Source organism: Streptomyces sp. NPDC051561 (assembly GCF_044454195.1).
Lineage (GTDB): Bacteria > Actinomycetota > Actinomycetes > Streptomycetales > Streptomycetaceae > Streptomyces.
Window position 1 is genome coordinate 43,253 of record NZ_JBITDM010000017.1, and the last position, 12,534, is coordinate 55,786.

Annotated in this window: 9 protein-coding genes; 4 read left to right on the plus strand and 5 right to left on the minus strand. The window is 73.3% G+C overall.

The window, feature by feature from the left end; genetic code table 11:
* Window positions 1-129 precede the first annotated feature (129 nt).
* The 5 genes from ACIA73_RS29795 to ACIA73_RS29815 all read right to left on the minus strand — a co-directional run bounded on the left by ACIA73_RS29795 (window position 130) and on the right by ACIA73_RS29815 (window position 8,003).
* Window positions 130-1,434, minus strand: coding sequence for an SWIM zinc finger family protein (locus ACIA73_RS29795; RefSeq protein WP_399441914.1), 1,305 nt, complete (start codon window positions 1,432-1,434; stop codon window positions 130-132).
* The gene (locus ACIA73_RS29800) at window positions 1,431-4,301 is read right to left on the minus strand and encodes an SNF2-related protein (RefSeq protein WP_399441915.1); all 2,871 of its coding nucleotides are present in this window, start codon (window positions 4,299-4,301) and stop codon (window positions 1,431-1,433) included. The genes ACIA73_RS29795 and ACIA73_RS29800 overlap by 4 nt, the downstream gene beginning before the upstream one ends.
* A 190-nt stretch (window positions 4,302-4,491) precedes the next feature.
* Window positions 4,492-5,901 carry an alpha/beta fold hydrolase gene (locus tag ACIA73_RS29805; protein WP_399441916.1) on the minus strand — a complete coding sequence of 470 codons (1,410 nt, stop codon included), beginning with the start codon at window positions 5,899-5,901 and terminating at the stop codon, window positions 4,492-4,494.
* A 54-nt stretch (window positions 5,902-5,955) separates the two neighbouring features.
* Window positions 5,956-6,933 carry a helix-turn-helix transcriptional regulator gene (locus ACIA73_RS29810; RefSeq protein WP_399441917.1) on the minus strand — a complete coding sequence of 326 codons (978 nt, stop codon included), beginning with the start codon at window positions 6,931-6,933 and terminating at the stop codon, window positions 5,956-5,958.
* Window positions 6,934-7,010: 77 nt separating this feature from the next.
* Complete coding sequence (locus ACIA73_RS29815) at window positions 7,011-8,003, minus strand: acyltransferase domain-containing protein (protein ID WP_399441918.1); 993 nt, start codon at window positions 8,001-8,003, stop codon at window positions 7,011-7,013.
* A 483-nt stretch (window positions 8,004-8,486) separates the two neighbouring features.
* Between ACIA73_RS29815 and ACIA73_RS29820 the strand changes: the two genes are divergently transcribed.
* From ACIA73_RS29820 to ACIA73_RS29835, 4 genes are read left to right on the plus strand one after another with little or no spacing between them, the layout of a single operon-like run.
* Window positions 8,487-9,677, plus strand: a complete 1,191-nt coding sequence (locus tag ACIA73_RS29820; protein WP_399441919.1) for an LLM class flavin-dependent oxidoreductase — start codon at window positions 8,487-8,489, stop codon at window positions 9,675-9,677.
* Window positions 9,674-10,540: an ABC transporter permease gene (locus ACIA73_RS29825; RefSeq protein WP_399441921.1), complete on the plus strand. Its 867-nt coding sequence runs from the start codon at window positions 9,674-9,676 to the stop codon at window positions 10,538-10,540. Before ACIA73_RS29820 ends, ACIA73_RS29825 begins: the two co-directional genes overlap by 4 nt.
* Window positions 10,541-10,579: 39 nt before the next feature.
* Complete coding sequence (locus ACIA73_RS29830; protein WP_399441922.1) at window positions 10,580-11,629, plus strand: glycine betaine ABC transporter substrate-binding protein; 1,050 nt, start codon at window positions 10,580-10,582, stop codon at window positions 11,627-11,629.
* Window positions 11,616-12,476, plus strand: coding sequence for an ABC transporter ATP-binding protein (locus tag ACIA73_RS29835; protein ID WP_399441923.1), 861 nt, complete (start codon window positions 11,616-11,618; stop codon window positions 12,474-12,476). Before ACIA73_RS29830 ends, ACIA73_RS29835 begins: the two co-directional genes overlap by 14 nt.
* The last annotated feature ends 58 nt before the right edge of the window (window positions 12,477-12,534 follow it).

The window sequence follows — 12,534 nt, forward strand, 5'->3', positions numbered from 1 at the left end:
CCTTCAGCCACGACGCCGAACGCGCTATCCATGCTGACGAACGCTTCCACCCTCTGATGATCTTGCGTGGAGGACGGGTATCACCGCGTATGAACGTGACGGATCAGGGCAGCCGGCGAGGGCAGGCCCTCAGGAGTCCAGCAGCAGCGTGAGGACGGCCGAGGGGTCGTTATCCGGTGGACCGCTGGGCCACCAGTCGTCGGTGCCGCCGTCGGACTCGTAGCCGTACCAGAGGCCGTCCCTGCCGAAACGGAGTTGGAAGCGGTCGGTGGAGAGGCGGTTGCGCCAGGGGCGGAAGTCGTGGCGGCCGTGGGCGTGGAGGGTGGAGCGGGCGCGGTCGAAGGGGCCTGCGGGTGGGTCCCAGGCTTCGTCGAGTACGGCGAGGGCGGTGGGGCCGCCCTGCCGCCAGGCGACCACTGCGCGGGCCAGCTCGGTGGGGGTGCGGCCGAGGGCGCGGGTGAGGGAGGTGTAGAGGGAGCGGGTCGCGGCGGTGAGGCCGGAGCCGGGCTGGGCGGCGGCGATGCGGACGGCGTCCTGCCAGGGGGTGAGGCCGGCGATCGGGTCGGTGCCGGTGGTGAGGAGGGTGTGGGCGCGCTGGGCCGCGTCGGTGGCCAGGTGGTCGAGGGTGAGCGGGTCGGGGGCCTTGCGGCCGCCGGGGTACGAGGGCGGGGTGCCGGGGTGTGGTGGCGCGGCGAGCGGAGCGGGGAGCAGGCCGGTGAGTGCGCGGGCGAAGGCGTCGCGGGCCGGGATCGCCGGAACGGTGGGGGCGGTGCGGGTGGCGGTCGCGGCGCGGGCGGCGTTGCGGCGGGAGAGCGCGTCGAGGATCTCGCGTTCGTCGCGGCCGCGCAGGAGGAAGACGACGAAGGGGTCCTCGTCGATGAGGCGGGCCACCTGGTAGCAGAGGGCGGCGGCGTGCTTGCAGGGGCGGCCGGCGTCCGGGCAGGTGCAGGCGGGCAGCAGGTCACCGGCGGTGGCCGGGAGCAGCGGGACGGCCGACAGCGGGGAGTTGGGGTCGAGGAGGGCGGGTGGCAGCGTCTTGGCGAGGAGGGCTTCCAGGTGGTCGCTCTCGTCGGCGGCCCGGTCCAGGAACTCCTCCCAGTCGTCCTCGGGCAGGGTGCGCAGCCGGATGTCCGCACGGTACGGCCGGGCCCGGCTGCCGCGTACGTACGCGACCACGCGGCCCGGGGTGACCGTGATCGTGTCCACGTGACCGGCGTCCGCGTACTGGCGTCCGCGCGCCAGCCGCGCCGGGTCGAGGGAGAGGTCTTCGAGGGCCGCCACCCACGCCTTGCCCCACCAGGTGACGGCCGGACCCGTGGTTTCCGGCGACGGTGCAAAGGTCCGCCGCCGGTCCGCCTGGGGCGGGGACGGCGATGAGGACGAGGAAGAAGAGGAGGTCGAGGAGGACGAGGGTGGGGGCGTGCGGGGCGTCATGACGGCCTCCGCAGGGATACCAGGTCGGCGAGTTCGCGGTCGCTGAGTTCGGTCAGGGCGGCCTCGCCGGTGCCGAGGATGGCGTCCGCCAAGGAGCGTTTGGCGGCGAGGAGTTCGGCGATGCGGTCCTCGACGGTGCCTTCGGCGATCAGTCGGTGGACCTGGACGGGCTGGGTCTGGCCGATGCGGTACGCCCGGTCGGTGGCCTGCTCCTCGACGGCCGGGTTCCACCAGCGGTCGAAGTGGATCACATGGGAGGCACGGGTGAGGTTGAGGCCGGTGCCTGCGGCCTTGAGGGAGAGCAGGAAGATGGGGACCTCGCCGGACTGGAAACGGTCGACCATCTCCTCGCGCTGGGGCACCGGCGTGCCGCCGTGCAGCAGTTGGGCGGGGATCGCGCGGGCGGACAGGTACTGCTCCAGGAGGCGGGCCATGGTGACGTACTGGGTGAAGATCAGGACCGACTGCTCCTCGGCGAGGATCGTGTCGAGGAGTTCGTCGAGGAGGGAGAGCTTGCCGGAGCGGGCGGTGAGGCGGACCGCGCCCTCCTCCCGCAGGTACTGGGCGGGGTGATTGCAGATCTGCTTGAGCGAGGTCAGCAGCTTCATGATCAGGCCACGCCTGGCGATGCCCTCGGAGGCCTCGATGGCGGCCATCGTCTCGTGCACCGCCGCCTGGTAGAGCGCGGCCTGCTCGCGGGTGAGCGGAACCGGGTGGTCGGTCTCGGTCTTGGGCGGCAGTTCGGGGGCGATGCCCGGGTCGGACTTCTTGCGCCGCAGCAGGAAGGGACGTACCAGCCGCGACAGACGCTCCACCGCGTCCGGGTCCTCGCCGCCCTCGACGGCGCGGGCGTGCCGGGCGCGGAAGGTGGTGAGCGGGCCGAGCAGTCCGGGGGTGGTCCAGTCGAGGAGCGCCCACAGCTCGGAGAGGTTGTTCTCGACGGGGGTGCCGGTGAGGGCGATCCGGGCGGGGGCGGGGATGGTGCGCAGCGCCTTGGCGGTGGTGGAGCGGGGGTTCTTCAAGTGCTGGGCCTCGTCCGCGACGATCATGTTCCAGTCGTACCCGGCCAGTTCGGGGGCGCTGGTGCGCATGGTTCCGTACGTGGTGAGGACGAACCCGCCGTCGAGGTCTTCGAGGTGGCGGGAGGTGCCGTGGAAGCGGCGGACCGCGACACCGGGGGCGAACCGCTCGATCTCGCGCTGCCAGTTGCCGAGCACGGAGGCGGGGCAGACCACCAGGGTGGGGGCCTTGCGGGCGCGGTGCAGGTGGAGGGCGATGACGGTGATCGTCTTGCCGAGGCCCATGTCGTCGGCGAGGCAGCCGCCCAGGCCGAGCGAGGTCATCAGGTCCAGCCAGGCCAGGCCGCGCAACTGGTAGTCGCGCAGGGTGGCCCGCAGCGCTTTTGGCTGCGGCACGGCATCGGCGCCGCCTCGCGCCAGCCGGTCCCGCAGGGTGGCCAGCGCACCTGCCGGTACCGCCTCGATCTGCTCCCCGTCGAGCTCCGCCGTCCCGGTCAGGGCGACCGTGAGTGCGTCGGCCGGATCCAGCAGCCCCAACTGCCTTTTGCGGGCCTTGCGTACGAGCGCGGGGTCGACCACCACCCACTGGTCCCGCAACCGGACCACCGGACGGTGCTCCTCGACCAGGGCGTCCATCTCCGCCTCGGTCAACTCCTCGTCGCCGAGGGCGAGTTGCCAGCTGAACTCGAAGAGCTGGTCCGCCTCGAAGAAGGGGGTGCCGTCGGTGGCCGACCCGGGTGCGGGGCGCACCACCGCCGTCGCGGTCAGTGTCCGGGCCAGCTCGCGCGGCCAGTGGACGCGCACCCCGGCCGCCTCCAGCCTGCGCGCCGCCGCACCCAGCAGGTCGTACAACTCCTCGTCGGACAGCGGCAGTACGTCGGGAACGGGCTGCTCCAGCAGCCGGGCGAGCGGCGGCCAGACCCGGCCCGCACGGCGCAGCGCCAGCACGGTGTCGATCCGGGCGCGCGGCCCGAAGTGGTCGCCGCCCTCCCCCGCCCAGAGGTCGGCCACGTCCACCAGGTGGGTCGGGTCGGCGAGGCTGTGCACCTGCACGACGGCTGCCCCGGCCCGGCGCTGGCGGTCCGCGTGCGCGTCCTCCTCCTCCCGGCTGTCGAAGAGTCCGTACGCCGGCAGGTCCAGCCGCAGCGAGACCCGCACCCCGGCGTCCGCGCCCGCCGCCACCTCCGAGGCCCACTCCCGCAACCCGGGCAGCGACTGCGCCTCACTCCCGGCGTACGGCGCACCGAACGCGAGCCCCGCAGCGGGCGTACGCGGCAGGGTGTCGGCGACCGCGTCCACGAACGACCGCACCAGGGGCGCCGGATCGGGCACCTGCAACGGCTTGCGGCCTTCGACCGGTACGGCGTACCCCTCGACCGGCAGCGCGGCGGCGATCGCCCGCAGCTGCGCGATGTCGGCGGCGTCCGGCGGCCCGGCCCGCCAGGCGTCCTCGTCGGCGGGGGTGAGCCCGGGCAGCAGCAGCCCGCGCGCGAGAAGATGCAGGGCGTGCTCGGCGGCGGCGCCCCAGCAGCGGGCGGCGGGGTGCGCGACGGGGGCGTGCCGGGCCGCGACGAGGAGGGGCAACGCCTCGGCGAGGGTGAGCAGCCGGGCGGGGACGGTACGGGCGCGCAGGACGGCGCCGTGCGGGCGGACGACGGAGATCTCACCGTCCACGCCGGGGAAGGGGGCACCGCCCCGCGACGCGCCACTCGCCTCCGCGAGCCCGGTGAGCGGGATGCCGTCGGGGCTCCACAGGGCGATGCGGCCGTCGCGGGGCAGCGGGGCCCTGAGGTAGAGGGCGGCGGCGTACGGAGGCAGTCGGTGGGGCGTGTCGTGCGGTGTGACCATCGTGCCCGTGCCTCCCCTCAGGTCCGGATCCGCGCAGGTGGGCGCAGGGTTTGTGCGTGGACCTGCGAGTGTACGGGCGGGGTCTGACAGTGGGGGCGGATGGCGGGGCGGGTCCGGCCTGCGCCTGTGCCCTGACCCGCCCCGTCCGATCGCCACTCCGTCCGTCGTTCCCCCGCCCCGGCGCGCACCCTCACCTCAACAGGAAGCTCTCCGCCGCCCGCGCCCCCGACTCGGCGCCCGCGTGCACCCGCAGCTGGGTCGAGTGGCCCGCCCCCCTGAGCACCACCAGTTCGGCGTGCGGCAGTTGCGCCTTGGCGGCCCGGGCCCACGCCGGCGGCGTGGACAGATCACGGTCGCCCGCCAGGAGCAGTACCGGCGCCCTGAGCTTCCGGTACCGGTCGGCCGTGTCGTTGGGACGCGACCTCGGCCAGGGCAGACAGGTCTGCGCAATGCCCTGCTCCGCAGCGGTACGGGCCTCGAACGGCCACACGTCGCGCGGCTTCAGCCGTCGTACGGCCCGGTCGAGTGCTGCCTTCCTGCCCTCGGTCGGCGCCGCCGCGTCGCCCCACGGGAACGGCGTGTCCGCGCACAGGGTCGCCGCGTGCAGCCCCGAGCTGAACCTCGCGGGCGGCTCCCCGTCCGGCTGGGCGAATCCGGCGACCAGCCCGTTGAGCTGTGCGGAGTCCCCGCCGGCCGATGTGTGCAGGGCACCCAGGATGTTGAAGCGCGGGTTGTTCAGCGGTGCGTCGATGATGCTGGCGATGACCAGCAGGTTGAAGACGCCGACCCCGTTGCCGTCCCGCCGTACGACCTTGGCGAGGTCGGCCGCCGGGTCGTACCCGCAGGACTGTTCCTCGCAGGCGGTGCGCAGCACCTGTGCCGCGTGGCGCAGGGACGCCGTGTAGAGCCCGTCGGCGCCGTCGAGCGGGACGACGGAGTCGAGGACCAGCCGGTTGACGCGGCGCGGGTGGGTCAGTGCGTACTGGCTCGCGGTGAAGGTGCCGTACGAGACGCCGTCCAGGCTCCACCGGTCGGCGCCCAGCGCCCTGCGCAGGTCCTCCAGGTCGGCGACGGTGTCGCCGGAGGTGTAGAGGTTGCGCCGCTCGCCCAGGGACGCGGCGCAGGCGCGGACGGCCTGCGGGGTGGGCGGGACGGTGTCGCTGCCACCGACCTCCTTCTGGAGCTGCGGGCAGTCGATGGCGGTGCCTCCGGTGCCGCGCTGGTCGATCATGACCAGGCGGTAGTCGGCGGCAGCCCCGGGCAGTGACTCGCGCACCTTCTTGACGTACTCGACACCCGGCTGCCCCGGCCCTCCGCTGAGGAAGAGCAGCACTCCCTTGGGGGCGCGGACGTTGTCGGCGACGGCCACGGGGAGCTTGAGGGAGCCCTTGCCGCGCTTGCGGTCCAGCGGCACGGTCAGTTCGGAACAAGTAGCTCCGGGCAGGTCGGGGCAGGGGTGCGCACCGGTCAGGGCGGGCTTGCCGGGCGTGGGTACGGATGCGGCTTCGGCGCCCGCGCTCCCCGGTGGCACGGAGCCGACGCAGGAGACGAGGGCGAGGAGCGCGGCCACGGCCGTGCACGCGCGGGTGAGGGCGGTCATGGGTCGCTCCCGGTGGAGGAGGGCTCTCGGATCGCTCCCATCCTGGGCAGTGGTTCACCGCCCGGCGTTGAAGATGCGTGCTCGATCCGGGCGTGTCGCCAACTGTCCCCCGTACGGCGCAAGTTGCTCCCGTACGGCACTGGGCAGCGACCCGGTGTACTGGCGCATCACCCGCGTCAGATGCGCCTGGTCCGCGAAGCCGTGGGTGGCGGCCAGCGCGCGCAGCCCCCACTGCCCCTCCTCGATGGCCTGCAGCACGGCCCGCACCCGCAGTGCGTTGCGGTAGGCCGTGAGGGTCCGGCCGGTCACCGCGCGGAAGACCCGGCTGAGGTGGTGCGGGGAGACGCCGATCTCCCGGGCCAGTTCACCGAGGGCCGGTACGGGTGGGTACGCCGTGCGCGCCGCCAGCACCGCGCACGCATCGGCGGCGATCCGCCGGTGCGCCCGCTGCGTCGTCGTCCGCAGCGCCGCTGTCCGCAGCGAAGCCGTCCGCTGCGGTCGGCCTGCCGCCTCCTGACTCGCCGCACCCGCGACCGCGTCCAGCAGCACATGGGCGCGCTCGGCGAGTTCGAAGGGGTCGGCACCGCGCCGAGCCGCCGCCACCAGTGCCCGGTGGCGCAGATCCGTCACCCCGTCGACGAGAACATGCCGGCGAGAGGATCGTTCAACGAAGAGATCGTTGAACAAGTCCCTGTCGCACTGGAGGATCGTTGAACGATCCCCCGGTCCCACAGGGTGCGCGATGAGGTGTTCATCGCCCGGACACATCACATATCCGCCGGTGGAGTCGACGAAGAACTCCTCCCCGTTCACCCGCCGCAGATAGCTCCCGGCCCGGGTGAGCACCACCCCGTACATGTCCTCGCATCCCGGCCCCGCGAACCCCGTGCGATCCTCGCAGCAGTGGACGTCGACGATCCCGAGGCCCGCCGTGCGGAGCAGCACCCGCCCGTCACCCCGCCGCTCCCGCACCGCCTCGCTCCAGCGCTCCGGCATCCGCCGTCCCGCCACGCCCGTACCTCTCTGGCCCATCGCCCCCACCCCCCACGCAGCGCCGCCCCACCCCCCACGCAGCGCCGCCCCAACCGTCCGGACCCCGGCCCGGTCCCTCACAGCGTGAGCCAGCCCACGCCCCCGTACCAGTGCCCGCCCGCCCGCAGATGCCCGGACACCGCACGCTCCAGAGAGGTACGACTGGTCAGGTCCGCCACCGGGATGTCCGGATCGCCGTAGACGAACCGCACGGTCTCCTGGTCGTACTCCTCGTCCCCGGCGACGATCTGCTCGAACAGGTCCTGGAACCCCACAATGCGGGAGCCCTCGGGCAGGTGCTCCCGCAGGTGCGGATCGAGCAGCCAGGATTCACAGACAGCCACCGAGAAGTCCACGTCGGGGTAGTAACGCGGGAAGAAGGCACGCGCCCCGGCCAGCGAACTCTCGCACGCACTCCGGGTGATCGGCCCCGAGAAGTCCGGGATGTGCATGCTCAGGCAGGGATCCCCCACCCGCTCGGGCCGCCCGGCCTCCGCGATCGAGGCGGCTGCCCTGCTCTGCACCCGGGACCGCTGGAACTGGAGCCGCCCCAGCTGGTAGAGCTCGCCCCGGAAGTGCAGCCTGATCCAGTTCGGCACCAGCAGCCCGCCCCGACCCCGCGTCCTGCGCCCCACGGCCAGGTTGCGGCCCAGGTCCGCGAGGGTCCGCCGGGACACCTCGCCCGGAATTCCGAGTTCCCGGTGATGGGCCCGCGTGTACGGCAGCATCGCCAGGAACACGGTCACCGGGAAGTACCGCCCGGCCTCCCCCAACTCCTCGGGCAGCGACGGAATCCGGACGCCCCCGCCCGGCGCCCCCATCTCCCGCACCATCCCCCGCACACACCGCTCCCGCAGCCACCCCCACCCGGGGTCGTCAGCCGTCGCACGCACCAGAGCGACCAGCGGGTTGATGTCCTCGTGCGGAACCGCGAGATCCAGCAGTACGTCGGGCAGGTCGTCGGCCACCGGCAGCTCGGCCCGCACCACGGGCCCCGCCAGCTTCTCCAGCCCCTTCAGCCACTCGGCCAACTTCGGTTCCGCTCCGAGCACTTCTCGTACATCCGTCATTCCCGCCCCTCCTCGCCGTCAGTGCCACCAAGCCTCCCCGACCCCGGCACGGCCCGCCACCGCCGACACCCTCCCCGCCACCTCCGCGTCCATTTACCGAGACCCGATCATCCATCATCCGGACACTGGTTGTCGGGCGGCACCTTCGGAGGAAAGGATGCGGGCATGGCCCCTGTACTCGTCTCGCGTCGTCACGTGGATCTGCTGCGTGTCTCGACCATGCTCTGTCGGGCCTTCTCCTGCCGTACGTCCGGCTGCTGACGCATCTGATTCTTCTCGCCCCGTAGCGGCCCGAGCCCTGCGGCGAAAGAACTTTCCGGCATCCCTCCGGCCCCCTCTCCGAGGGGCGGTCCTGCGCATGCCCCCGCCTGGCAGGGCCCACCACCCTGCCGTGCTCCCCCTCCGCTCCGTGCCCCCCTTCCCACGGAGTCCCGCCGTGCCCGCGCACCGTGCGGCGCTCCCCGCTGCCCCAAAGGTCTCCCGATGCCCCCTGCCGTGCCCGGAACTCCGTCCGCCGCACCCCCACAGCCCCTGCTCCACTGGTTCCTGCCCACCGGCGGTGACGGCCGTGACCCCGGCGGAGTGACCGCCGTGCAGGGCCGGACCGGGGCCGCGACCCGGCGCCCCGCCGACATCGGCTACCTCACCCAAGTGGCCCGCGCCGCCGAACAGGCAGGTTTCCACTCGCTGTTGACCCCGGTGGGTCTCGGCTGCGTCGACCCGTGGATCCTCACCGCCGCGCTCGCCCAGCACACCGACCGGATCGGCTTCCTGGTGGCCTTCCGGGCCGGATTCGCCAGCCCCACCCTGCTCGCCCAGCAGGCGGACGCGTTCCGCCGGTTCGCCGGCGGACGGCTGCGGCTCAATGTGGTCACCGGCGGCGACCCCGTCGAACAGCGGGCGTACGGCGATCACTTGGCGCACGACGAGCGCTACGCCCGTACCGCCGAACTGATGGCGGCGCTGCGCACCCTGCTCGACGGCGGCGCGGTCGACCACGAGGGCGCACACCTTCGCCTCCGGGGGGCACAACTCGTCGACCCCGCCACGGAGCATCCCGTACCGCTGTACTTCGGTGGCGCCTCGCCCGCCGCCGAGGAGGTGGCCGCGCACCACGCCGACGTACAACTCCTCTGGGGAGAGCCGCCGTCGGCGATCGCCGGGCGCATCGAGCGCGTACGTGCCAAGGCGGACGCGGCCGGCCGGGCGAGCGCCGGCCCGGGTGCGCGAGACCCCCTCCGCTTCGGTCTGCGTCTGCATGTCATCGCCCGCGACACCGCCGCCGAGGCCTGGGCGGAGGCGGACCGCATCCTGTCCCGGCTCGACCCGGACGCCGTACGGGCCAGCCAGACCAGGTTCGCCGCCATGGACTCCGTGGGGCAGGCCAGGATGGCCGCCCTGCACGGCGGGTCCACGGACGCGGCGAAGCTGGAGATCGCCCCGAATCTCTGGGCGGGCATCGGTCTGGTACGGGAGGGGGCGGGCACCGCCCTCGTCGGCTCGCACGACGAAGTCGCCGGGCGGCTCCACGAGTACCGGGAGCTGGGCGTCGACGAGTTCGTTCTCTCCGGCTATCCGCATCTCGAAGAGGCGTACAGGGTCGGCGAAGAGGTCGCACCCCGGCTGCGGGCACTGGTGGGGGCGGCGGGCACGGAACGGGCGGCCCGCGCATGACCCTCACCGCCCGGCCGGACACCGCGACCGCCCCGAAGCCGCCTCCGGCACCGGCTCGCGCGCGACCCAAACCCCGCTTTGCCGCGCTCCGCCTGGCCGCTCTGCGCGCCGTGGCCCTGGCCGTCCTGCTCGGTGCCTGGCAGCTGGTGGTGCTCGCCGAGGTGTGGCCGCGAGTGCTGGTGCCCTCGCCCGGTGAGGTGTGGCACCAGTTCGTGCTGTCGTCGACCGTGCACGACGGGGTGCGCGGACAGAGCGGCCATCTGCTGATCGAGCACCTCGGGGTCAGCCTGCGCCGGATCGGCATCGGCACCGGGTACGCGGTGCTCGCCGGGGTGCCGCTGGGGCTGCTGATCGGGGCGGTCCGGCCGATCGCCGTCGTACTGGAACCGGCCGTGACGTTCCTGCGGACGCTGCCCCCGCTGGCGTACCTCTCGCTGCTCGTCATCTGGTTCGGCATCGACGAGTCGCCGAAGGTGTGGCTGCTGATCGTGGCCGCGCTGCCGCCGATCGCGGCGGCGACGGCGGCCGCCGTGCGCACGGTTCCGGACCATCTCGTCGAGGCCGCGCGTGCGCTCGGCGCCAGCCGGCTGTCGCTGCTGCTGTCGGTACGCCTGCCCGCCGCCCTGCCGGAGATCCTGACCGGAATCCGGATCGCCGTCGGCGTCGCGTACACCTCGGTGGTCGCCGCCGAGACCATCAACGGCGTCCCCGGCATCGGCGGCATGATCCGCGACGCCCAGCGCTACAACCAGACCGCCGTGGTCATCGTCGGCATCATCGCCATCGGCCTGTCCGGCATCCTCCTCGACGCCCTGCTCAGGGCCACCGAGCGCTACCTCGTCCCGTGGCGCGGCCGGCAGTGAACCGGCCCCGCCCATCCCACCGAACTCCGGAGACCCCTCATGTCCTCGCTCAGTCGCCGCACCGCACTGCTGGCCGCCACCGCCGCGCTCACCTCCCTCACCGCGACCGCCTGCGGGTTCGGCGGAGCGGACGGCGCGGGCAGCACGGACGCTCACGGGAAGACGGTCGTCAGGATCGCCTACCAGGCGATACCCAATGCCGATCTGGTGGTGAAGAACCAGCGGCTCCTGGAGAAGGCACTGCCCGATGTGTCCGTGAAATGGGTGAAGTTCGACTCGGGCGGCGACGTCAACACCGCGGTCATCGCGGGGTCCGTGGACCTGGGTCTCGCCGGTTCCAGTCCGGTCACCAAGGGGCTCTCGGCGCCGCTGAACATTCCGTACAAGGTCCTCTGGATCCATGACCTGATCGGCGACAACGAAGCGCTCGTCGCCAGGAAGGGCATCGGTTCGGTCAAGGAGCTGGCCGGCCGGAAGGTCGCCACCCCCTTCGGCTCGACCTCCCACTACTCGCTGCTCGCAGCCCTGAAGTCTGCGGGCGTCCCGGCGGACAAGGTCGAGGTGCTCGACCTCCAGCCGCAGGACGCTCTCGCCGCCTGGAAGCGCGGCGACATCGACGCGGCGTACGTCTGGACACCCACCCTGGACGAGCTCACCAAGGACGGAAAGGTACTGACCACCAGCCGCGAGGTCGGCGAAGCGGGCAGGCCGACCGCCGACCTCGGCATCGTCACCAACGCCTTCGCCGACACTCACCCCGAGATCGTCACCGCCTGGCTGAAGGCCCAGGACCAGGCCGTGACCCAGGCCAAGTCCGACCCCGCGAAGGCCGCCGCCTCGATCGGCAAGGAGCTCAACATCTCCCCCGCCGACGCCGAGCGCCAGCTCGGCCAGCTGGTGCTGCTCACCGCCAGGGAGCAGACCGGACCCGACCATCTGGGCCGCCCCGGCGCCCCGGGCAGGCTCGCCGCCCACCTGCGCGACGCCGCCACCTTCCTCAAGGGCCAGAAGGCCGTGGACGCGGTGGCACCCCTCACCGCCTTCCAGCAGGCCCTCGCCGTCAAGGAGCTGTCCCGTGCCGCAGGCTGAGACCGCCGTCGCGGAGCCAAAGGCGGTACTGCCGGAGGTGGTGCTGGACGAGGTGACCGTACGGTACGGGCGCGCGGGCACCGGCACCCTGGCCGCCCGGCGCGGCACCCAGGCCCTGACCACCGCGGTCGAGGGCGTCTCGCTCACCCTCGCGGACGGCGGGTTCACCGTCCTGGTGGGCCCTTCCGGCTGCGGAAAGACGACGCTGCTGAGGGTGGTCGCGGGCTTCGAGCCGGTCTCCGAGGGGTCCGCTCTGGTACGGGGATCCGCTCCCGCCCCGGGCGGCGGCACCGGCATCGTCTTCCAGCAGCCGCGTCTCTTCCCGTGGCGCACGGTCGGCGGAAACCTCTCCTTCGCACTCGCCCGTCACGGCGTTCCGCGCGCCCAACGCCCCTCAGAGGTCGCGGAGTTGCTGGCACGGGTGGGTCTTACCGGAATGGGCCGCCGCCGCACCTGGGAACTCTCCGGCGGCCAGCAACAGCGTGTCGCCATCGCCAGGGCACTCGCCGGCGAGCCCCGCCTCCTCCTCATGGACGAGCCCTTCGCCGCCCTGGACGCCCTCACCCGCGAACGCCTCCAGGAGGAGGTCCGCACCCTGGCGGCGTCCTCGGGAACCACGGTCCTGTTCGTGACCCACTCCGCGGAGGAGGCGGTCCTGCTCGGCACCCGCGTCCTGGTGATGGCCGCCCCCGCGGGCACCCCCGGCCGTATCGTCGCCGAGCTGCCCGTGGACCTCCCCCGCACCCCCGGCACCGACCCGGCAGCACTGCGCGCCACCCCCGAATTCGCCCGCCTGCGGGGCGAGTTGACGACCACGATGCGGGAGGCGGCCGCCCTCCCGTCGTGACGGATGCCCGGCCCGGCACGAGGTGTGCCCCGGCGGAACCTCCGTGGGAGGACCCGCC

Bases quoted from the DNA above. Each gene is read 5' to 3' on its own strand.
- ACIA73_RS29795 (WP_399441914.1), bottom strand. From the start codon at position 1,434: ATGACGCCCCGCACGCCCCCACCCTCGTCCTCCTCGACCTCCTCTTCT.
- ACIA73_RS29800 (WP_399441915.1), bottom strand. From the start codon at position 4,301: ATGGTCACACCGCACGACACGCCCCACCGACTGCCTCCGTACGCCGCC.
- ACIA73_RS29805 (WP_399441916.1), bottom strand. From the start codon at position 5,901: ATGACCGCCCTCACCCGCGCGTGCACGGCCGTGGCCGCGCTCCTCGCC.
- ACIA73_RS29810 (WP_399441917.1), bottom strand. From the start codon at position 6,933: ATGGGCCAGAGAGGTACGGGCGTGGCGGGACGGCGGATGCCGGAGCGC.
- ACIA73_RS29815 (WP_399441918.1), bottom strand. From the start codon at position 8,003: ATGACGGATGTACGAGAAGTGCTCGGAGCGGAACCGAAGTTGGCCGAG.
- ACIA73_RS29820 (WP_399441919.1), top strand. From the start codon at position 8,487: ATGCCCCCTGCCGTGCCCGGAACTCCGTCCGCCGCACCCCCACAGCCC.
- ACIA73_RS29825 (WP_399441921.1), top strand. From the start codon at position 9,674: ATGACCCTCACCGCCCGGCCGGACACCGCGACCGCCCCGAAGCCGCCT.
- ACIA73_RS29830 (WP_399441922.1), top strand. From the start codon at position 10,580: ATGTCCTCGCTCAGTCGCCGCACCGCACTGCTGGCCGCCACCGCCGCG.